Raw genomic sequence first — 20,080 nt, forward strand, 5'->3', positions numbered from 1 at the left:
GCCATCATAATCCTGAAGGGGCAAAATGAACATGCTTTCGTGTGTTAGCGTAGACAGGTAAGAACAGCGCCTTCACGGAAGTGGTATTCGCCGCTGAACTGGCTACCTGTGGGCAACTCGTCGCTGAGGGTTTTATTAAGGCGTAACGTGAAACGCTGATTTGCCGGGTCGAGTGCGACCATAGCGGCGGCATCGAAATCAAACATCTGCTGTACGCGCGGATAAAGCGCTTTGAACAGGCTTTCTTTGGCCGAGAAAGCCAGCAGCAGCGCCCACTCCTTATCCAGACCACAACAGGAAAGCAGCGTCTGTTCCGGTCTCGAGACAAACATATCGGCGCTTTCCAGCATGATCCCCGGTTGCAGATGCTCGATATCGACCCCGGGATACAAACCGTCGTCCTCGGCGCTAACCACCGCGATGGCAATATCTTCGCTGTGCGAGACGCTTCCTCGCCAGCCTGCCGGCCAAATTGGCGCACGATCCGTAGCGGTTAACACCGGTTCGAAACAACCTGATTGTTGCAGCAAATAGCGCGCGCAGTAGCGCCCGGCCAAATATTCGGCTTTCCGTTTTGCGACGGCGCCAGTAAGAGAAGGAGGGAGCGGGATGGCGTACTGGCTAAAAAGAGCGTCCTGTAGTTGCGATCTGGCGAAACGTACCCGACAAAATGTCAACGCCGGGTCAGCACGAAGATAGCCGCATTCGGCGTGCTGAATAAAGGGGAGATCGTGAAAGCTGTTGGTAACGATAAACATGCAGACTCATCAGGAAAAACCAGTATGGCGCTACCATAGCGCAGGTGATGAACGAAGCAGAAGAGTTGTGTGAAATATAAAACAAAAAGCCTGCTCGAAGGCAGGCTTTTCTAAATTTGGCTCCTCTGACTGGACTCGAACCAGTGACATACGGATTAACAGTCCGCCGTTCTACCGACTGAACTACAGAGGAATCGTGTGAACGGGGCGCATATTATCGATGACTGACGGTGTTGTCAAAGGCTGAATCGCCATAAAGCGTGCGACTGCTGACAATTTCAACAATCAAAAGCCTTTTATGATAAATCATGCCGCAATGCACCGTGATGGTGCATTTATACCCCTAATGGGGCATATCATGCGCTCATGGAAGCCACCAGTATTATCACAAACCCTTATTTTGCCGCACCAGCAGGGTGATGATGTCGCGACGTAAAACCTGGCAAGCATCTTGCAAAATACCTGTAACTTAATGGCCAGTAGTGGCATTCCCTTACAGGAGGCAAAATGAACTTAAGACGACTGAAGTATTTTGTGAAAATCGTCGATATCGGCAGTCTGACCCAGGCCGCTGAAGTCTTGCACATCGCACAACCGGCGCTGAGCCAGCAGGTAGCGACCCTGGAAGGTGAACTGGAGCAGAAACTGTTGATCCGCACCAAGCGAGGCGTCACGCCAACGGAAGCGGGGAAGATTCTCTATACCCACGCGCGGACCATTTTACGTCAGTGTGAACAGGCGCATCTGGCGGTACATAACGTTGGCCAGACGCTGAGCGGGCAGGTGGCAATTGGCCTTGCGCCGGGAACTGCGGCTTCGGCGATCACCATGCCGCTGTTGCAAACGGTGCGTAATGAACTTCCCGAGGTTAACGTATATCTGCAGGAGTGCAGCGGCAGCGTATTGAATGACAAGCTGCTTGGCGGTCAGCTGGACATGGCGGTGCTGTATGAGCGTTCGCCAGTGGCGGGAGTGGTCAGCCAGCCGCTGCTGAAAGAGGATTTGTATCTGGTCGGTACGCAAAACTGTCCGGGGCAAAGCGTTGACCTTTCAGCCGTCGCGGAAATGAGCCTGTTTTTACCGCGCGACTATAGCGCCGTTTGCGCCCGGGTCACCGAAGCTTTCACTTTACGCCGCCTGTCGGCAAAAGTAATTGGCGAGATCGAATCCATCACCACATTAACTGCGGCAATCGCCAGTGGAATGGGCGTTACCGTATTGCCGGAATCGGCGGCGCGCGCGCTGTGTGCTACGGCTAATGGCTGGATGGCGCGCATCAGCACGCCGTCGATGAGTCTGTCGTTATCACTGAATACCTCGGCACGTGGCGGCTTATCTCCTCAAGCACAGGCCGTCAAAGATATCCTGCTGTCGCTGGTTAGTCGTCCGTCCCTGGAGAATCGTGAATTACAGCTGGTCAGTTAGGTTATATTCTTTTAAGGAATAAGTTGCTGGTTTTTATTATTTGTTTGCCGGGTAAACAGACTTTAACAATAGACATCATGTTATGTCTGAAGACCTGGGGGAAAAGGTGAATTTCCAGCAACTTAAAATTATTCGTGAGGCGGCCCGTCGGGATTACAACCTGACGGAGGTTGCTAACATGCTGTACACCTCGCAATCTGGCGTCAGCCGCCATATTCGTGAGCTGGAAGAAGAGTTGGGGATAGAAATCTTTATTCGTCGTGGTAAGCGTCTGCTGGGGATGACTGAACCTGGCAAAGCGCTGCTCTCAATTGCCGAAAGGATCCTCAACGAAGCCAGCAATGTCCGCCGGCTGGCCGACCTTTTTACCAACGACGCTTCAGGCGTATTAACCATTGCCACCACGCATACTCAGGCACGCTATAGCCTGCCTCCGGTGATTAAAGCTTTTCGCGAACTGTTCCCCGACGTGCGGCTGGAGTTAGTGCAAGGGACGCCGCAGGAAATCGAAGCGCTGCTGCACAACGGCGGGGCGAATATTGGTATCGCCAGCGAGCGCTTAAGTAACGATCCGACGCTGGTGGCATTCCCCTGGTTCCGCTGGCACCACAGTTTGTTAGTGCCAAAAGATCATCCGCTGATTGAGGTTACGCCGCTGACGCTTGAGGCTATTGCACGCTGGCCGTTAATTACCTATCGGCAGGGGATCACCGGACGTTCGCGTATTGATGAAGCCTTCACCCGTAAAGGGCTGATGCCGGATATCGTTCTCAGCGCTCAGGATTCCGATGTCATTAAAACATACGTGGAGCTGGGCTTGGGCGTGGGGCTGGTGGCGGAGCAATCCGGCGATGCTCGCGAAGCGGATACCTTTACCCGTCTGGAAACACGCCATCTCTTTGATGCTAATACCGTTTGGTTGGGGTTAAAACGCGGTCAGTTACAGCGTAACTATGTCTGGCGTTTCATTGAACTGTGCAATGCCGGGTTATCATTGGATGAGATTAAACGCCAGGCGATGGAACCGGAGGAAGTGGCTATCGATTATCAAATCTGAGTGCGGACAGCAGGTCAGCGGGAGGTGCCAAAGCAGCTATAATTCATTCACGTGAGTCGCGACTGAGGAAGGGAAAATGATGGTGCGGCGTATGAAGTTGCTTTGCTCTCTGGTGATGATGTTGGCCAGCTACAGCGCGTTGGCGGTAAGTTATCCGTTACCGCCGGAAGGGAGTCGTCTGGTTGGCAGCCCGATTAAAATTAGCGTGCCCGAGCGTAACACCCAGCCGCTGGAAACCTTTGCCGCGCAGTACGGGCAGGGGCTCAGCAACATGCTGGAGGCTAACCCCGGCGTCGATGTCTATTTGCCTAAATCCGGTAGTTCGTTGATTATCCCGCAGCAATTGATCCTGCCTGCCACCGTACGGAGCGGTATCGTAATCAACGTCGCCGAGATGCGGCTTTATTATTATCCGCCCGAGGGCACTACCGTCGAGGTGCTGCCGATCGGTATTGGCCAGGCGGGGCGTGAAACGCCGCGCAACTGGGTGACGACGGTGGAACGTAAACAGGAAGGACCTACCTGGGTACCGACGGCGAATACCCGTCGTGAGTACGCCAAAGAAGGTAAAACCCTGCCGGCGATGGTGCCCCCCGGGCCAGATAATCCGATGGGGCTATATGCTATCTATATCGGCAGGCTGTATGCCATTCATGGTACCAACGCCAATTTTGGCATTGGCCTGCGGGTGAGCCAGGGTTGTATTCGCCTGCGCAACGATGACATTAAATACCTGTTCGATAATGTGCCGGTCGGCACGCGAGTACAGATAATCGATCAGCCGGTGAAGTACACTACCGAGCCGGACGGCAGCCGCTGGCTGGAAGTTCATGAACCATTGTCGCGTAATCGTTCGGAATTTGAGTCAGACCGCAAAGTGCCGCTGCCGTATACCCCGGCAATACGCGAGTTTGTGCAGGGAGCGGGTGTAAACGTCGGTCGTGCGGATTATGCACTACAGCGGCGATCCGGGATGCCGGTGAATATTAGCAGTTCAGCGGGGGAAGCCAGTTTTTAAGCCATGAACGTTAAAAAGCAAAAAGCCTGCTCGAAAGCAGGCTTTTTAAATTTGGCTCCTCTGACTGGACTCGAACCAGTGACATACGGATTAACAGTCCGCCGTTCTACCGACTGAACTACAGAGGAATCGTGTGAACGAGGCGCATACTACTGGCCTCGCATTTTTGTGTCAACGCTAAATTTAAGCAACTGATTCGAATGGCTAAGTTTAGTTCAAAGCGAGCTTTTAATGAACAATCCGCACGTCGTCTTCATCCAGCAGATCGTTTTCCCGTAAACGCTGTAGCGGATCCTGACGATAGAACTGACAGAACCGCTGCCATAGCGCCGGGAAACGGGGGGCGAAAAGCTCTGGGGCGCTAAAGAAATATTCAGATAGCACTGCAAAGCACTCAGCCGGATCGGTTGCCGCATAAGCATCAATGCTGGCGGCGCTTTCGCCGACCAAATCGATCTCATCCTGAATGTTGTTCATCGCCGCATGCAGATCGTGTTCCCAGCCAGCCACTTCTCGCAGAGGGATAAAAGGAACGCCGCTGGCGCGGTCGCCGTTGCGCGAATCCAGTTTGTGCGCGACCTCATGTACCACCAGATTAAAGCCGGAGGCGTCGAAAGAGTCCTGAATATCTAACCAGTTAAGGATAATGGGGCCCTGTTGCCAGCTTTGGCCGGATTGGACAACGCGTTGATTATGTACCAGGCCGATGTCATCTTCCCATTCGTCATCGACGACAAAGGGGGCAGGGTAGATCAAGACTTCATGGAAGCCATCTAACCATTCAAGGCCAAGTTCCAGTACAGGCAGGCAAAAGAGGAGTGCGATACGCGCGCTGTGCAGGGGGGTTAACTCAAATCCCTGTAACGGCACCAGACGTTTTTGCTGTAAAAAACGTGCCGCCATTTGGCACAGCTGCTGCTGTTCCTGTTGAGTGAGGTTCGCTAAAACCGGAATGGCAACCGCTTGTTCCCATGGGATTTCGCCATTGCCTGTCTGTTCTTCTGCTTTCCACGGCCATTTAAACATCATATCGCTCGCAAAGTCGTCACTTGAACTCAATTTAAGGGACTGGAGCTATTAAAATGCCAAAGAACCTGGCATTATAGCAACCTCAACAGCGGAGAGATGCCGGAGCGGCTGAACGGACCGGTCTCGAAAACCGGAGTAGGGGCAACTCTACCGGGGGTTCAAATCCCCCTCTCTCCGCCACTATTCAATCACTTACGCCAAATCCCTTCAACGACATCCATCACACTTGGTATACTGTTGGTATATTCCGTCGCTATATTTTTATCAATCATCATCTTCTGAATCCTCGAAAATCGGTTGCTCCAGTGTCGGCGAAACGGTCAATTTGCGGTCATAAACCCGTACCTGACGCTCTGTTTTATCACCGCAGAAAGTTGTTTAACTTCGCGTGAATTTCACACAAATAGCAGTTGTAAGAAGTATCGCGACCAGGCAACCCTAAAAGGCTTCAGAATAGGGAACTGGTTTGCCCGCAGGCTCATAAAATGTCAGGGCCGGTAAGTTGTCAGCCACCCACCGGTAAAAACGTGGTCATGAACTCATCTTGTCACTACACGACTTGAGCGATAATTTACGTAACAGAGCCTCTTCATGTGTAGTGCGGTGATGATTATTCTGCATAAAATCGATTCACTGAATTTACCATCGTAAACATGCTAGCGTGTATAGTCAGCTTGACGGGGTGAATGGATTACATTAAAAAGTTGCAGTTTGTTGATACTTCAACTCCTGCAACTATAAAAAGATCTGATGCGTTGATAGCCAGTAAGAATAAAAACTCTTTTCTTACGGGATAGGATTCACTCGAATAAGAGAGAAAGAGTATTTATTGGCGAAGAAGTATCTTTCTCCAGAACCCTTCTGTTGTGAGCTTGCAAGTCACTTCTGAATATTTTTTTCGCTGTGCTTTTGATGTAATAATTATCTTTAAGGTATTAAAGAGTATCTTGATAAACCCTAAGGCCTGCTGTTTTTTTGATGCTTCAGCAATATAACCATTTTTAGTGCTTCGATCGTAATAAAAGATCTTCTTGTACCTAAAAATCTGTCTCAGCGACACGCCTGATGTTTTTTCCTGATAAATAATTTTGTTTTTTGAAGGCGCCAGAAATCCATTTAACGTAATAATTCTGAAAAATCGCCGTGATTTTTTTTCGAAATTACACTTAAACTCTATACTGTTATCTGGAGGAGATATCGGTTTCATTTTTTCATTAAAAGTAATAGAGTTTAATTCTTCTCGAACATCCTTCATGTCTGCATTATTTCCCCAAAAATCGGGAGCGCCATAAACATGTTTGAAAGCCAGGTTGATGGCGGCTGCACTACCATATTGATGAGCAAGCAGGCTTTTTAGATGAAATGAAATATATGTACCAATTATGTCTTTAACTGGTCGGCCAAAATATAACATATTCACGAGATGATTTCGCGTATCAAGGTAGGCGGTCAACGGTGAGGTCTTAGAGGAGAAATCTTCCTCCGCGTAACAAGCAATGCCATTTGTTGTTAATATATCAAAATCGTTCATCATGCCGAATAAGATATCATCACCGCGAACAAAAAAAGGAAATGCAAAACTCTTGACGTGATTTATCGGGAATGCAAAGAACCACCACGCGCCATAATTAGGGAATTGTATTAGAGTTTCTGTTTTTACCAGGGATTCCACATCATTTAATCGCCACCCTGAGTAAATAGGATGACATACCCTATCAAAAAATGCTCCCTTCTCAACTAAAGAGTCGGGGCGCGCACCTGCGAATAACGAACCAGAAACTGCAGCATTGTCGTTTAACGCATAACTCAATATCGAGTATGTCTTTTTAATGCATTCAGCTTCACAACTTGCATCATCATCCATGAATAATGTATGGGTGAAATCACCTTCATCAATGTAATGAAGTAGGCCTCTCATAAATCCACCCGCACCTCCGGTATTTTTATTTGGAATGACCTTAATTCCATTAGCCTCATTAGCTGTTATATTATTGGAGTTATCAATAACAGTAAAATCAATTAGTCCACGATAGTTATCATCTTCTAATATTTCTCGCTTTATTCTCATCATTGATGGGATAACGTATTTTTTTCTATCAAAATGTGTAATTGATATCCCAAGCTTAACCTCTCTGCGGGGAGACTGTGTGGTAAACCATTCCCAGCTATTAAGGGAGACAATTCCATCTATCGGAATTATTTCAATATATATAATGCCTCGATTGAGAGTGTTGCCCAAATCCAGGGTGAATATTTCTCGAGTGAGGTTATCCAGTGCCACGGTCGCCGATGCTAGCTCATATTTTGAATTTTCTTCTGTAATGAGCATCGCGCTGATTTTGGCTAACCCAGTGCCTGATGCATTGAACGCGAGATCGTGTATTCCGCATTTTTCTTTCCAGAGAATAGTGGAAAAACCATTGTAATAGGTATCAAAAGAAATTTTCCCTCCGGGAAATATGGTAATGATATTTCCCGAAAATGAAAAAAGGCTCCCTCTGATGTACATGCTTTCAGAAGCCCCAAACCTGGCGTTTGGCATAACCAACCGCTGTAAGCATTTTGCTGTTTCCATTATTCCTCTTTTTGATTATTTAAAGCGCGATAAAAAATTGAAATGGACGGTTAACAACTAACCGAGATGATTGTTTACAATACTAGTACCTGGCTATCGCAACCAAATGGCAAACCTGATCAATATTATTGACCATCCGTATTGGTCGCTATTGATGTCGCAATTGTAAGAGAAAACGAACCCCATTACTTTGTTCACGGGTCATGAGATTTTACATATCATAAGACTTATCCATGCGAATTTGAGTCGTTTTCCTGCCTTGCGGTTGGAAACTTATTGTCTCTTGTCATACATGTATTTGCTTACTTTAGAACAACACTCATCGCAGAGATAATCTTTCTCAGCCATTAATCTTTCGAAGAACCCTAGCTTTTTACCGCAGCGCATGCAGTGTTTACATTTAAATAATTTCACTTTGCAATTATACCAATTTGTCGTTTTTTCAATCAATGCATATCAGACAGCTAAGCCTGCTGTAGTCATGCTCTTCATAACAGGTTTAACGTGTTGTGATGCGACACGACATAACTTCCACGCCGTAAACCAGCCCGGTTATTACCTGTTTAAGAGTCACAAAATGTTCTTCCCTGTGAAGGGGATATTTTAAAGGCGTATTTTTCGTGTGGATAATTGTTATGACAGATCGATTTTGTTAAATCGATCGGTCAAAACGATCATTTTTGTAGGGGTATTCCATCCCGGTGCAGAAATCGTGGGAGATGTAGGGGGCGAGAGGAGAGAGCCAGCCAGCAATCGAATAGAAGAGTTGCCGGATAATCATCAGTGCAGGGGCGAGAAAATACTGTCCGATCGTGCCAATCATTTTGCCAGATAGTTCATAAGAGCCGTATGCCAACCCAATATTGCTGGATGTAAAATCAATGTAATATAGTAAAATTATTAATTAGCTGATTTTTATGTCGTTAGAATAGGTTCTGAACAGCGGATTAGGGGCAACTTTATTGGGGGAGCAAATCTCCCGCTTTCCTGAACCGTGGGGGCTGGAGCCATTTCCAGGACGAAAGTTTAAATGACTTCAATGGCTGGATGTATGCCGATGCCGCGATCGGCTGACTGCTAAAAACGAAAAAAGCCTGCCCGTGGCAGGCTTTGGTCATGCGGGGCTCTTAGAACTGGTAGACCAGGCCCAGCGCGACTACGTCATCAGTCGCGATGCCGTTAGCGCGATAGAAGTAGTCGTCTTCGTCCAGCAGGTTGATTTTGTAATCAACGTAGGTGGACATGTTTTTGTTGAAGTAGTAAGTCATACCCACATCAACGTATTTAACCAGGTCTTTGTCGCCGCTGTTGTACAGGTCTTTACCTTTAGATTGCAGATAAGCGACGGATGGACGCAGCGGTAAACCGAAATCGTCGAACTGATACTGGGCAACAACTTCGAAGTTCTGCGTCTTGTTGGCAATACCGCCGCCAAGATTGCTGGTGGATTTACCGAAGGAAGTCATGTTGCGGGTTTCCGCGTACATTGCGGCCAGGTAGATGTTGTTAGCATCGTATTTCGCGCCCACGGTCCAGGCATCGGCTTTATCGCCGCCGGCGTAAGCGCTGTTGGCCGCTGCGGCCACCTGATTGTTGGTACGGTCAGAAGAAGCATACGCCGCGCCGAAGCTGATGCCCATGCCGAGATCGTAGGAAGAGGAGATACCGAAACCGTCTCCATTTTCACGGGCCAGTTTACGATCATCGCCGTTATTGGTGCCTTCGCCGGAGCCAGCGTTTTCGTTATTACCCTGATACTGCAGGGCAAAGCTTAAACCATCAACCAGGCCGAAGAAATCGCTGTTACGATAGGTCGCCACGCCGTTGGTACGGCCAAGCATGAAGACGTCAGTTTGGGTGTAGCTGTCGCCGCCGAATTCCGGCAGTACGTCGGTCCACGCTTCGACATCATAGATAACGCCGTAGTTACGGCCGTAGTCCAGAGAACCGTAGTCAGCAAATTTCAGACCCGCGAAGCCCAGACGGGTCCAGGAGTTAGCGCCTTCATCTTCAGTGGTGTTCGCCTGAATATTGTATTCCCACTGGCCGTAGCCGGTCAGCTGATCGTTGATCTGTGTTTCGCCTTTCACGCCTAAACGCGCGTAGGTTTGGTCGCCATCTTCAGAAGCATCGTCAGAGAAATAGTGCAGACCGTCAATTTTTCCGTAGAGGTCAAGCTTGTTGCCGTTTTTGTTATAAATTTCCGCAGAGTGCGCCGCGCCTGCTGCTAATAACGCCGGCAGCATAATAGCCAATACTTTTCTTTTCATTATGTATTCCCTTTAATCATAATTAATATGAATTGTCTAATTCCCTGTGGAATGACGAATTGATACTAGCCGCTTAAGTTCATTTTTAATTAAATAAAAAATGTAATAAAAGTATATTAAAATATTTCAAAATATTTATTTTATATTCAATATATGTATTTTTTATTCTTTAGTTGATTAATATTTCTGTGGTTTATTGGTGTTTTATTTTTCTTGTTGATATTAATGTTTTTTAAATTACCCATTGAAATGACATTTGCACTGTAAATAATATAAAACATGACAGGTTATATATTGATAAATTACATTTGGAATAATATTATTTTATAATTAATGGCGCTACATTTCATCAAATCGTCTTATTTAAAAACATGACTACATCCGTAGTATATAGGGAGCGACCCAATCCTGCGTTCGCGGGTGGCCGAAAGCGCTCAGCACCATACTCATGCTTCCAGATAAGCACGATAATTGTATAATGTGACGCGCATCACAATTGTGTGATTGGAGATCATGCGCAGTAGTTGAAGTATGGAGAAGGATTTAATGGACACTAAAGCGAAACGGAGCCCCGGTGGAAAGCTGGCGTTATGGGCTTTTTACGCCTTTTGCGGTTACTTTGTATGGGCGATGGTGCGGTACTGGTGGATAGTGGGGCGTATTCAAAGCATTCCCGGCGCCAGCATTGATGGTGAATTGGGTTCAACGGCAGGCAAATGGATTGGCGCGCTACTGGGTTTCTTGGTGCTGGGAGGTGTGGGGTCCATCCTTGGGGCGATAGCCTGGTACACGCGTCCCCAAATTCAGGGACATGAACAGCACGATTAAAGTTGCTATGCTCACAGCGGGTCCAGGCATCAGGAAAAGCTCATGTTATTAGCTGAATGGCAACAACGATTTGAAAACTGGTTAAATGCGCATCATGCGCAGGAAGATGCGGCTCATGATATATCTCACTTTCGCCGTGTCTGGAGTACCGCGCAGCAACTGGTCGGCGATAGCGACGCTGACCAGTTGGTTATCCTGACGGCCTGCTACTTTCACGATATTGTCAGCCTGGCTAAAAATCACCCTCAACGTCATCAGTCCTCACGGATGGCGGCAGAAAAAACGCGGTCTATCCTGCAAAGCGCTTTCCCCGACTTTCCCGCCGACCGTTATCCTGCGGTTATGCATGCTATTGAAGCGCATAGCTTTAGTGCGGCTATATTACCGCAAAGCGTAGAGGCGAAAATTGTGCAAGATGCAGATCGTCTGGAGGCTCTGGGCGCGATTGGCCTGGCTCGTGTCTTTGCCGTTTCCGGCGCGTTGAACACTATTTTGTTTGATGCTGACGACCCCTTTGCTGACCAGCGCGATCTTGATGACAAGAAATATGCCCTCGACCATTTTCAGAGTAAATTGCTACGCCTGCCTGAGACCATGCAAACGGAGCAGGGGAGAGCGCTGGCGGTGCATAATGCCCAATTTCTGGTGCAATTTATGGCGAAGCTGAGCGCCGAACTGCGCGGCAACCCTCTGTCGTTGGATGAGGCGGTTTTGCGCCGCTTTGCGCCTGCGGTTTAAATCCGTTGCGACTATTTGTGGTACTCTCTGCAAAAATTGTCCGTGCTGGTTGAGGTTATGCCGCAAAATTTACCAAAAGAAAAGCTCCTGTCTGAGCCGGCAGGGGAACACGCGCAGGCGTTATTGCGCCAGCTGATGACGATATATGATGTCAAAACCCTGGTTGCACAGCTGGTTGCTGTTGGCGATCAGCACTGGAGCCCGGCGATACTCAAACGGGTGGCGACGGTGAGCCGTGCGGCAAGCCGGTTGACGAACGCGGAGTGTGCGCATCTGGCGAGCCTTTTACCGATTCCGCCGCGCCATCATCCCGACTATGCGTTTCGTTTTATCGATCTCTTCGCCGGCATCGGCGGCATTCGCCACGGCTTTGAAGCTATTGGCGGGCAGTGCGTATTTACCAGCGAGTGGAATAAACACGCTGTACGTACCTATAAAGCTAACTGGTATTGCGATCCACAGGAGCACAGCTTTAACGCCGATATCCGCGAAATCACTCTCAGCCAGCGCAGCGATATCAGTGATGAAGAGGCGGCGAAGTCTATCCGCGAGGCGATCCCGCAACATGATGTGCTGCTGGCGGGCTTCCCTTGCCAGCCCTTTTCCCTCGCCGGGGTATCAAAGAAAAATGCCATGGGACGCGCCCATGGTTTTGCCTGTGAAACTCAGGGAACACTGTTTTTTGATGTCGTCAGAATTATTGCCGCCCGCCGTCCGCCGATCTTCGTGCTGGAAAACGTCAAGAATCTGAAGAGTCACGATCAAGGAAGAACCTTCCGCATTATCATGCAAACGCTGGATGAGCTTGGCTATGAGGTGGCGGATGCCGATCATGCGGGCGCCGAGGATCCCAAAGTTATCGATGGGCGTCATTTCCTGCCGCAGCACCGCGAGCGTATTGTGCTGGTGGGTTTCCGTCGTGACTTACAGTTGCATGAAGGATTTACGCTGCGCGATATCGCCAGTTTGTATCCGCCGCAGCGGCCAACCTTCGGTGAGTTATTAGATCCGACCGTCGATGCTAAATTCATCCTGACGCCGGTTCTGTGGAAGTATCTTTACCGGTACGCGCGTAAACATCAGGCGCGTGGCAACGGTTTTGGCTACGGTCTGGTCGACCCGACTCATCCAGGCAGCGTCGCGCGAACGCTCTCTGCTCGCTACTACAAAGATGGCGCTGAGATCCTGGTGGATCGCGGTTGGGATAAGGCATTAGGCGAAAAGCATTTTGACGATCCTCAGAATCAACTGCGTCGCCCGCGGCGCTTAACGCCGCGTGAATGCGCAAGGTTGATGGGATTCGAAGCGCCGGGAGAGCACCGTTTTCGTATTCCGGTTTCCGATACTCAGGCCTATCGCCAGTTTGGCAACTCGGTGATTGTTCCGGTGTTTGCCGCGGTGGCGAAGCTGCTGGCGCCGCGAATTGCCGTCGCGGTAAAGCAACGTGTTGCCGGAGAGAGCGATGGCGGACGTTCACGATAAGGCCACGCGTAGTAAAAATATGCGCGCTATCGCTACCCGCGATACGGCTATTGAGAAGCGGCTGGCGGCGCTACTGACGCAGGCCGGGTTCACTTTTAGCGTTCAGGCGGCATCGCTTCCTGGGCGGCCTGATTTTCTGCTGCCTGACTACCGCTGTGTTATCTTCACCCACGGCTGCTTTTGGCATCATCACCACTGCTATCTGTTTAAAGTACCGGCGACGCGCACCGATTTTTGGCTAAAAAAGATTGGTGCTAACGTGCAGCGCGATCGCCGCGACCTGGCGCTGTTGGTAGAACAAGGTTGGCGGGTGCTTATTGTCTGGGAGTGCGCGCTCCGCGGGAGGCTGAAATTAAGCGATGAAGCCCTAAACGAGCGTCTGGAGGAGTGGATCTGCGGCGGCGGGGATTGCGCGCAGATCGACACTCACGGCATCGGTATTATCGATCCGATTGACAAGGCGTAACGGTTGAACGGGCAGGGAAGAGATATTTACCCAGCGTCACCAACACGACCGCGAAAATAATCACCGCCAGCGCCAGCCATTCGATCAAGGAGAGACTTTCGCCGCCAAACCCGGTTCCCAGTAGCACGGCGACAACCGGGTTTACATAGGCATAGCTGGTAGCAACTGCCGGCGTTACATTACGTATCAAATACATATAGGCGTTAATGGCGATAAGCGAGCCAAAAATGGCCAGATAAGCAACAGCAAAAATACCGGACCAGGACGGCATTTGAGTGAGTTTCTCCCCCGAGAGCCCCGATGCCGCAGACAGCACAATCCCTGCCGCCAGCATTTCAATCGCTCCAGCCATCATCCCGGTTGGTAATTCAATACGCGAACCGTAAACCGAGCCAAACGCCCAGCTCAGGGAACCAATCAGAATCAGCAATGCGCCCCAGGGGTTGCCGCTGAGGTTGCCGCCGCTATTGAGCATCACAATTCCCGCCAGGCCGATCGCGATACCGAACCATTCCAGCTTGCGTGTGGCAATGCCAAAAAAACGGCTGAAACAGAGCGTAAACAGCGGTACGGTGGCGACCATTACCGCAGCGATACCTGATGGTACATGCTGATGTTCTGCAAGGGTGACGAAGCCATTACCGACGGCGAGCAACAGGATGCCTATCAGTGCAGCATTAAGTAGCGGCCGGCGGGCCGGGAGTTTATGGCCGGTGGCCAACAAATAGATGAGCAACACGCCCCCGGCAGAGAGAAAGCGGATCCCGGCCATCATCAACGGCGGCCAACTGGCGACGCCAATCGCGATAGCAAAATAGGTTGAACCCCAAATGATATACAGCGCAAACAGCGCGCCGATTAGGGGTAACAGTTGACGGGTAGACATACTTCCTCACGACGAAAAAAGATAGAAAGGGGACATATAGTTAACGTGAAAACTAACGTGCTGGCGAGCGCTTTCAATGTGATTTTTTTGTTATTTTTTTGTTGACTAGTGACATCTCTGGGCGAGAGGGCGCTTTTGCCTCATACTCTATGTTTCATAAACAGAAATTGAAGGAAGTACATTTTGGCAGGAAGTAGTCTTTTAACCTTATTGGACGATATTGCCACGCTGCTGGACGATATCTCCGTCATGGGAAAACTGGCGGCCAAGAAAACGGCTGGCGTACTGGGTGATGATCTTTCTCTCAATGCGCAGCAGGTCACTGGCGTAAGGGCCAACCGCGAGCTCCCGGTAGTATGGGGGGTAGCAAAAGGCTCGCTTCTGAATAAAGTGATTCTGGTGCCGCTGGCGTTACTCATCAGCGCATTTATTCCCTGGGCTATTACGCCGCTTTTGATGCTCGGCGGCGCTTTTCTCTGCTTTGAAGGCTTTGAAAAAGTGCTGCATAACCTGCATGCGCGTAAGAATAAGGAAGACCCGAAACTGCGTCAGCAGCGTCTGGAAACGCTCGCAGCCCAGGATCCGCAGGCCTTTGAACGCGATAAAGTAAAAGGAGCGATCCGTACCGATTTTATCTTATCAGCCGAAATCGTCGCGATAACCCTGGGTATTGTGGCTGATGCGCCATTGCTTAATCAGATCCTGATTTTATCCGGTATCGCCATTCTCGTGACCGTCGGGGTTTATGGTCTGGTGGGCGTCATCGTCAAGCTGGATGACATGGGCTATTGGCTGGTAGAGAAAAAAAGCGTACTGGCACAATGGATAGGAAAAGCTCTCCTGGCCATCGCGCCGCGGTTGATGAAAATTCTGACTTTCGTCGGTACCCTGGCGATGTTTCTGGTTGGCGGCGGTATCGTGGTTCACGGCGTAGCGCCGCTGCATCATTTCATCGAAAATCTTGCCTATGGGCTGAGCGGAATGCTGGCATCCATAATGCCTGTGGTCGCTAATCTGGTGCTAGGATTTATCATTGGCGCTATCGTCTTTGGCGTCGTAAAAGCGATAACCGCATTGCGCGGTAACGCGAAATAAATCCCAGCGCCGGTTACGCAAGATGGGCCGGCGTCGTCTAAGGTGAAACTGTTTCTCCCTGATACCGGAGGCAAAAATGGTCTTGTTGGTCAGTGATGAAGTCAGACGGAAAAGCGGCGGGCCGCGAATGGTCGTCACCGGCATCGCCGGCGACATGGTGGAGTGCCGGTGGTATGACGGTCACGTCGTACAGCGTGAAGCCTTCCGTGAAGATGAGCTGGTCCGCGGCGAAGCGCAACGTTCGCAGCATAATTAGATGTGCAGCGCCCGCTGGTGCGGGCGCTTTTTATATTGATTACGTTCGGACAAGGAGCGTTGATGTCGTTGGTTTCTTTGACCGTACTGCGAGTAAATAATGGATAAGCCGCTGTGGCCAAAAAAGTTCCGTCGCCTCTTCAATCCGGGGCGTGTGGTTAATATCTGTTTCATCGTGGTGCTGTTCTTTTCTACGTTACTCATCTGGCGAGAAATCCGGGTACTGGAAGAGGCCTACGTCGCCAATCAACGTAATAATCTTGAGAACGTGGCCCATGAAATGGATGGGCTGTTGCAATTTAATCTTAATCGGCTGCTCTTTTTCCGCAACAGCATGCAATCGGCGCTGGAGAACCCGCTGGATTTCGCCATTCTGCGCCGGGCCGAGCAGGAGTACATCAGTAAACGTCACGATCCTATCTGGTCAGTCGAGCTAAACAACCGGCGTACCCTGACGGTATACGGAGTCTCCGATTCTTTTGTCGACGCTGATGACCTGTTGTCGCGTAACAATCCTCAGGCCAGCAATGAATTGATGGCTACCCTTGAGCTTGGCTATCTTCTGCGTTTGACCAACAATAACCGAATCTTCAGCGAGCGTATGTCCTACGTTTCTCGCAGCGGCTTTTACACCACCACCGATGCTCCGCGCAGTTCAAGCCAGGTGCTGGCGCAGTTTTCGCGAGATACGGGGTCAGCATGGTTTATGCGGCAAACCCAGCGTGATAATCCGGGGCGAGGGATCCTCTGGCAAACCACCCAGCAGGAAGATGGGTATACGCAACCGCAGGTGGTTACGGCCTCGATTCCTCTGGATTATGAGCACTACTGGCTGGGCGTGCTGGCGATGGATTTTTCCATCCGCGACCTGCAGAATTTTCTCGTCAGTGCGGTAAAAGGAGGGCAGATGGGCGAGTATCAGCTGTATGACAAGCAGCTCAACTTGCTGGCCTCTTCGGCGCCGGATGATGTGCTGACGCCGCTCTCGCCCGAGGAACAAGAAAAACTGCGCTATGCGTTGGCCAATGATAACCATGGTGGCATACGCCAGTTAACCCGCTATATCAGTTGGGAAAAGATCCGTAACTTTGACGGCCTACTATTGCATATTCATACCCTGAAGGAGGGCGTGCGTGGTGATTTCGGGACGATTTCCATCGCCCTGACCCTGATGTGGTTAATGTTTACCCTCATGCTGATCGTGTCCTGGTTGGTTATCCGCCGTATGGTCATCAATATGAGCGTGTTACAGGCGTCGCTTGAATGGCAGGCCTGGCATGATGCTTTAACACGGCTGTTAAATCGCGGCGCCCTGTTTGAGAGGGCGATTGCGGCGGCCCGAAACTGCCGGCGGAATAATCAGCCCATATCCGTCATTCAGCTGGATCTGGATTATTTTAAAGGTATTAATGATAAACACGGACACCAGGCCGGAGACCGCGTTTTAACGCTGGTGGGAAGCACCATTATGGGGCAGATCCGCGAGGAGGATATTGCCGGCCGCGTTGGCGGCGAAGAGTTCTGTATCGTTCTACCCAACACGCAACTGTCGCAAGCACGCGCGATTGCTGAGCGTATTCGTCTGCGTATCCATAGCCGGGAGATATTATTGCACAACAGCGTTAGTCTGCGGATCAGCGCCTCGCTGGGGGTTAGTAGTAGCGAGATATCAGAGGAGTTTAACTTTGAGGAGCTGCAGTCGATTGCCGATCATCGCCTCTATTTGGCTAAGCAGAATGGACGTAACCGGGTTTGTTCGGCTGGATAGGACTCGATAATGTGAAATTGCTCACCTTTTCTGCAGCGTTGATATTGTTCGGCATAGGAAAATTCCTAAAAAACTCACCGCTTCGCCGCACCGTCCGTAACAGAACGATAAGGGGCAAGCCTTGTCACGCCTGGGTTATTAAATTGGATGTACGTATAAGCCGCATTTCTCAATAATTCTCATCATCAATACTTCTTGTCATGCAAAATAATTGAGGATAATGTCTTCCATGCATCGGATTTCCCGGTGTAACGAATTTTCAAGTGCTTCTTGCATTAGCAAGTTTGATCCCGACTCCTGCGAGTCGGGATTTTTTTCACCTATGCTTAGCGATTGGCTTCAGTAACGCTAAAGTCATGAATATCAAGCTCAAAAGCTTCAGCCAGCTCGCGCCAGGTGTGTTCGTTACGACCATCGATACTGACATGGTGCGGATCATTTTCGCTACGATGCACTTCGCTTTCGCTTATCTCATTGATCGCCGCCAGCAGGGCATCGACATTAACGTCAATCCCGTCTGTATTCGTCACACCGCGGTCTTTAGCGGATTTCATCATCACTACCTCGCTCGGCTCTGACAGGGCCTCTTTAAGTATAGACGGTCTATAAAAACGCCAGTTGCGCTGGCTGAACGCTGCGTGAAGGCAGGTTTTGTTCTACACTGGCTCAAAACGAGAGGAGGCGAGTTATGCAGGTAAACGATCGTGTCACGGTAAAGACCGACGGTGGCCCACGTCGTTCGGGGGTAGTACTGGCAATTGAGTCGTTTAGTGAAGGAACCATGTATCTTGTGGCGTTGGAAGACTACCCGCTGGGGATCTGGTTTTTCAATGAAGTGGGGCACCCGGACGGCATTTTTGTTGAGAAAGCTGAGTAGGCCCGATTCAGAAACTGGCGGCGATACCCGCCAGTTTGCCATCAGCGCATATTGACGTAAATGCCGGAAGTAATGTTTTCAGCCAATCGAACAATATGATAAATCACCTGTTTATTATGCGTCTGGATCTTTTTCTTAATATTACCTTTATGTGACGAGACGGTTTTTGCTTTGATATTCATCTGTCTTGAAATATGTGAAGTCGCGTGCCCGGCCATCCACATCTGCAGCATATTCGATTCTGCCTGACTGAGCGATAAAGTAGGAATGCGGGTGCGTAATTGGTTTAGATTATTGGCGGTATCGGTTTGTAGATAATTACCCAGAATGTTATCAAGGTCTTTCGGCGTTAGCGATTTTGAACTGATAAGTAGATTCTTACGCACAAGTAAATAGTGGTCAAAATGGATGTTTGCCAGGGACATAAAAATAACAAATAAGGTATCGGGGTTGGTGGTAATGATGTCGCGGATAAGTTGGTTGCTCTCTTCGTGATGTATAAAACAGTCCTCGTTGAGAAACACAACCGCCGGACGCAGTGATTCGCAGCGCTCCTTCAAACTTAGTGCACTACGCACCTCAATGATATCGCGCTTCTTTATTCCCCGGCTTGCCAGATATCCGGTTAAACCTAGCCGGGTATAGCTGCACAAATCCATGATAATCGTTGACATGACCCATCCTCAATCAACACGTAACGATAATTCATCTGGCGCCTGGCCGTGTGATGAAGTCCATTTTTATAACGCCTGACTTTATGCGGAAAGCATTAGCCAGACTAAACTATTTGCTAATAATACTCATAATTTGCCAGGAATATTCTTAAAGTAAAGCCATAGAAAAAGAATAATCAGTTCCTGACAGTAATAATGCCCGGCGCTGGGGCATGGCGTCGCGACTATTTCAATTTATTTTCGGATTATCCTTATGAGGCGGCAGTCAATTAAATGGATGTTATCGGTGTTGTATTCAAAAAATGCATTTTTCATTCATGTTTCATACAACTAATAATAATCGGTAAGAGTAAATGCCGGGATTGGCGGTGAGGTTAAGCAACGGGCACATCGTGCAGGGGTGGCGGCCTTAACGCTTTAATGCCACAATACTTTTTTATCGGTTTGTGGGATGGATGATGAAAAAGATTGTTATGGCTGGCGCGCTGCTTGCTTTGGCCGGATGCGTACAGGTTGATACCTATCAGGCAGTGGTTAAAGCGCCAGCGCCTGCAGGGTTGGAAGGGTTCTGGCAATCGAAGGGACCGCAAAGCGTGATGGTAAGCCCTGAGGCGATTGCGACGTTTATCGTCACTAAAGACGGGGATACCCTCGATTGCCGTCAGTGGCAGCGGGTGATTGCTGAGCCGGGTAAATTAATGAACCGCGATGACCAGGTCTACAATGTGACCAGCAGCCTTGATATTTATCCTATTGAACGTAATGGAAATACGCTGGAATATGACCGAATGACGTTAACCCGCGTCGAGCGCTTAACGCCGGAGTGCGAAGAGGCCTGGAAAAAGAACCAGGCGGCGAGTAAAACCGCGCCATAATCGA

19 protein-coding genes and 3 tRNA genes are annotated in these 20,080 nt (G+C 49.5%); 13 read left to right on the plus strand and 9 right to left on the minus strand.

Annotation, left to right across the window (positions count from 1 at the left end):
- Positions 1-44: 44 nt before the first annotated feature.
- Together PGR23_RS02375 and PGR23_RS02380 are read right to left on the minus strand one after the other, a co-directional pair.
- On the minus strand, positions 45-758 hold the full coding sequence (locus PGR23_RS02375; RefSeq protein WP_348875965.1) for a 4'-phosphopantetheinyl transferase family protein: 714 nt from the start codon (positions 756-758) through the stop codon (positions 45-47).
- Positions 759-875: 117 nt separating this feature from the next.
- A tRNA-Asn gene (locus PGR23_RS02380) sits at positions 876-951 on the minus strand.
- A 314-nt stretch (positions 952-1,265) separates the two neighbouring features.
- On the opposite strand from PGR23_RS02380, the gene nac reads away from it, so the two are divergent.
- The 3 genes from nac to ldtA all read left to right on the plus strand — a co-directional run bounded on the left by nac (position 1,266) and on the right by ldtA (position 4,258).
- Positions 1,266-2,183, plus strand: coding sequence for a nitrogen assimilation transcriptional regulator NAC (nac, locus tag PGR23_RS02385; protein ID WP_045390201.1), 918 nt, complete (start codon positions 1,266-1,268; stop codon positions 2,181-2,183).
- Positions 2,184-2,289: 106 nt separating this feature from the next.
- On the plus strand, positions 2,290-3,240 hold the full coding sequence (cbl, locus tag PGR23_RS02390) for an HTH-type transcriptional regulator Cbl (RefSeq protein ID WP_396280096.1): 951 nt from the start codon (positions 2,290-2,292) through the stop codon (positions 3,238-3,240).
- A gap of 76 nt (positions 3,241-3,316) precedes the next feature.
- The gene (gene ldtA / locus PGR23_RS02395; RefSeq protein ID WP_045390203.1) at positions 3,317-4,258 is read left to right on the plus strand and encodes a L,D-transpeptidase; all 942 of its coding nucleotides are present in this window, start codon (positions 3,317-3,319) and stop codon (positions 4,256-4,258) included.
- 52 nt (positions 4,259-4,310) lie between these two features.
- Here the strand turns inward: ldtA and PGR23_RS02400 are convergent.
- Together PGR23_RS02400 and mtfA are read right to left on the minus strand one after the other, a co-directional pair.
- Positions 4,311-4,386, minus strand: a tRNA-Asn gene (locus tag PGR23_RS02400).
- 100 nt (positions 4,387-4,486) lie between these two features.
- Positions 4,487-5,287 carry a DgsA anti-repressor MtfA gene (gene mtfA, locus PGR23_RS02405; protein WP_161801904.1) on the minus strand — a complete coding sequence of 267 codons (801 nt, stop codon included), beginning with the start codon at positions 5,285-5,287 and terminating at the stop codon, positions 4,487-4,489.
- Between the two features lie 90 nt (positions 5,288-5,377).
- Between mtfA and PGR23_RS02410 the strand changes: the two genes are divergently transcribed.
- A tRNA-Ser gene (locus tag PGR23_RS02410) sits at positions 5,378-5,467 on the plus strand.
- Between the two features lie 646 nt (positions 5,468-6,113).
- On the opposite strand, the gene PGR23_RS02415 is transcribed toward PGR23_RS02410, so the two are convergent.
- Both PGR23_RS02415 and ompC read right to left on the minus strand, forming a co-directional pair.
- Complete coding sequence (locus PGR23_RS02415; protein WP_396279555.1) at positions 6,114-7,862, minus strand: hypothetical protein; 1,749 nt, start codon at positions 7,860-7,862, stop codon at positions 6,114-6,116.
- 1,127 nt (positions 7,863-8,989) lie between these two features.
- The gene (ompC, locus tag PGR23_RS02420; RefSeq protein ID WP_213797641.1) at positions 8,990-10,132 is read right to left on the minus strand and encodes a porin OmpC; all 1,143 of its coding nucleotides are present in this window, start codon (positions 10,130-10,132) and stop codon (positions 8,990-8,992) included.
- 546 nt (positions 10,133-10,678) lie between these two features.
- Between ompC and drpB the strand changes: the two genes are divergently transcribed.
- Genes drpB through PGR23_RS02440 form a run of 4 tightly spaced genes read left to right on the plus strand, consistent with a single transcriptional unit; the run spans position 10,679 to position 13,646 of the window.
- Positions 10,679-10,960 carry a cell division protein DrpB gene (drpB, locus tag PGR23_RS02425; protein WP_045390212.1) on the plus strand — a complete coding sequence of 94 codons (282 nt, stop codon included), beginning with the start codon at positions 10,679-10,681 and terminating at the stop codon, positions 10,958-10,960.
- A 42-nt stretch (positions 10,961-11,002) separates the two neighbouring features.
- Positions 11,003-11,698, plus strand: coding sequence for a phosphohydrolase (locus PGR23_RS02430; protein WP_045390215.1), 696 nt, complete (start codon positions 11,003-11,005; stop codon positions 11,696-11,698).
- A gap of 57 nt (positions 11,699-11,755) precedes the next feature.
- On the plus strand, positions 11,756-13,180 hold the full coding sequence (locus PGR23_RS02435) for a DNA cytosine methyltransferase (RefSeq protein WP_213292427.1): 1,425 nt from the start codon (positions 11,756-11,758) through the stop codon (positions 13,178-13,180).
- The gene (locus tag PGR23_RS02440) at positions 13,161-13,646 is read left to right on the plus strand and encodes a very short patch repair endonuclease (RefSeq protein WP_045390221.1); all 486 of its coding nucleotides are present in this window, start codon (positions 13,161-13,163) and stop codon (positions 13,644-13,646) included. Before PGR23_RS02435 ends, PGR23_RS02440 begins: the two co-directional genes overlap by 20 nt.
- Here PGR23_RS02440 and yedA read toward each other — a convergent pair.
- Positions 13,621-14,532 (minus strand): drug/metabolite exporter YedA, encoded by a 912-nt coding sequence (gene yedA / locus PGR23_RS02445; protein WP_045390224.1) that lies wholly within the window; start codon positions 14,530-14,532, stop codon positions 13,621-13,623. The two genes, PGR23_RS02440 and yedA, sit on opposite strands and share 26 nt — an antisense overlap.
- A 183-nt stretch (positions 14,533-14,715) precedes the next feature.
- Here yedA and PGR23_RS02450 point away from each other — a divergent pair, with 183 nt between their 5' ends.
- The 3 genes from PGR23_RS02450 (at position 14,716) to dgcQ (ending at position 17,650) form a co-directional block, all read left to right on the plus strand.
- Positions 14,716-15,627 (plus strand): DUF808 family protein, encoded by a 912-nt coding sequence (locus PGR23_RS02450; RefSeq protein WP_396279556.1) that lies wholly within the window; start codon positions 14,716-14,718, stop codon positions 15,625-15,627.
- 76 nt (positions 15,628-15,703) lie between these two features.
- Positions 15,704-15,883 carry a YodC family protein gene (locus tag PGR23_RS02455; protein ID WP_396279557.1) on the plus strand — a complete coding sequence of 60 codons (180 nt, stop codon included), beginning with the start codon at positions 15,704-15,706 and terminating at the stop codon, positions 15,881-15,883.
- A 99-nt stretch (positions 15,884-15,982) separates the two neighbouring features.
- On the plus strand, positions 15,983-17,650 hold the full coding sequence (gene dgcQ, locus PGR23_RS02460) for a cellulose biosynthesis regulator diguanylate cyclase DgcQ (protein ID WP_047045512.1): 1,668 nt from the start codon (positions 15,983-15,985) through the stop codon (positions 17,648-17,650).
- A gap of 326 nt (positions 17,651-17,976) precedes the next feature.
- Here dgcQ and yodD read toward each other — a convergent pair whose 3' ends face one another.
- Positions 17,977-18,204 carry a YodD family peroxide/acid resistance protein gene (gene yodD / locus PGR23_RS02465; protein ID WP_396280097.1) on the minus strand — a complete coding sequence of 76 codons (228 nt, stop codon included), beginning with the start codon at positions 18,202-18,204 and terminating at the stop codon, positions 17,977-17,979.
- A 134-nt stretch (positions 18,205-18,338) separates the two neighbouring features.
- Between yodD and dsrB the strand changes: the two genes are divergently transcribed.
- A complete protein-coding gene (dsrB, locus tag PGR23_RS02470) occupies positions 18,339-18,527 on the plus strand; it encodes a protein DsrB (RefSeq protein WP_015365898.1) in 189 nt (62 codons plus the stop codon).
- Between the two features lie 41 nt (positions 18,528-18,568).
- On the opposite strand, the gene rcsA is transcribed toward dsrB, so the two are convergent.
- Positions 18,569-19,201, minus strand: a complete 633-nt coding sequence (gene rcsA / locus PGR23_RS02475; RefSeq protein ID WP_047045514.1) for a transcriptional regulator RcsA — start codon at positions 19,199-19,201, stop codon at positions 18,569-18,571.
- Between the two features lie 455 nt (positions 19,202-19,656).
- On the opposite strand from rcsA, the gene yedD reads away from it, so the two are divergent.
- Positions 19,657-20,076, plus strand: a complete 420-nt coding sequence (yedD, locus tag PGR23_RS02480) for a lipoprotein YedD (protein ID WP_396279558.1) — start codon at positions 19,657-19,659, stop codon at positions 20,074-20,076.
- Positions 20,077-20,080: the final 4 nt, after the last annotated feature.

It is taken from the genome of Klebsiella sp. 141162, assembly GCF_050600755.1.
Taxonomy (GTDB): Bacteria; Pseudomonadota; Gammaproteobacteria; order Enterobacterales; family Enterobacteriaceae; genus Klebsiella; species Klebsiella aerogenes.

What these genes read in the sequence shown, in the direction of transcription:
- yedD (WP_396279558.1), top strand. Translation starts at nt 19,657, where the DNA reads ATGATGAAAAAGATTGTTATGGCTGGCGCGCTGCTTGCTTTGGCCGGA.
- yodD (WP_396280097.1), bottom strand. Translation starts at nt 18,204, where the DNA reads ATGAAATCCGCTAAAGACCGCGGTGTGACGAATACAGACGGGATTGAC.
- rcsA (WP_047045514.1), bottom strand. Translation starts at nt 19,201, where the DNA reads ATGTCAACGATTATCATGGATTTGTGCAGCTATACCCGGCTAGGTTTA.
- ldtA (WP_045390203.1), top strand. Translation starts at nt 3,317, where the DNA reads ATGATGGTGCGGCGTATGAAGTTGCTTTGCTCTCTGGTGATGATGTTG.
- PGR23_RS02435 (WP_213292427.1), top strand. Translation starts at nt 11,756, where the DNA reads ATGCCGCAAAATTTACCAAAAGAAAAGCTCCTGTCTGAGCCGGCAGGG.
- PGR23_RS02375 (WP_348875965.1), bottom strand. Translation starts at nt 758, where the DNA reads ATGTTTATCGTTACCAACAGCTTTCACGATCTCCCCTTTATTCAGCAC.
- PGR23_RS02415 (WP_396279555.1), bottom strand. Translation starts at nt 7,862, where the DNA reads ATGGAAACAGCAAAATGCTTACAGCGGTTGGTTATGCCAAACGCCAGG.
- drpB (WP_045390212.1), top strand. Translation starts at nt 10,679, where the DNA reads ATGGACACTAAAGCGAAACGGAGCCCCGGTGGAAAGCTGGCGTTATGG.
- PGR23_RS02455 (WP_396279557.1), top strand. Translation starts at nt 15,704, where the DNA reads ATGGTCTTGTTGGTCAGTGATGAAGTCAGACGGAAAAGCGGCGGGCCG.
- PGR23_RS02430 (WP_045390215.1), top strand. Translation starts at nt 11,003, where the DNA reads ATGTTATTAGCTGAATGGCAACAACGATTTGAAAACTGGTTAAATGCG.
- ompC (WP_213797641.1), bottom strand. Translation starts at nt 10,132, where the DNA reads ATGAAAAGAAAAGTATTGGCTATTATGCTGCCGGCGTTATTAGCAGCA.
- mtfA (WP_161801904.1), bottom strand. Translation starts at nt 5,287, where the DNA reads ATGATGTTTAAATGGCCGTGGAAAGCAGAAGAACAGACAGGCAATGGC.
- dgcQ (WP_047045512.1), top strand. Translation starts at nt 15,983, where the DNA reads ATGGATAAGCCGCTGTGGCCAAAAAAGTTCCGTCGCCTCTTCAATCCG.
- yedA (WP_045390224.1), bottom strand. Translation starts at nt 14,532, where the DNA reads ATGTCTACCCGTCAACTGTTACCCCTAATCGGCGCGCTGTTTGCGCTG.
- nac (WP_045390201.1), top strand. Translation starts at nt 1,266, where the DNA reads ATGAACTTAAGACGACTGAAGTATTTTGTGAAAATCGTCGATATCGGC.
- dsrB (WP_015365898.1), top strand. Translation starts at nt 18,339, where the DNA reads ATGCAGGTAAACGATCGTGTCACGGTAAAGACCGACGGTGGCCCACGT.
- PGR23_RS02440 (WP_045390221.1), top strand. Translation starts at nt 13,161, where the DNA reads ATGGCGGACGTTCACGATAAGGCCACGCGTAGTAAAAATATGCGCGCT.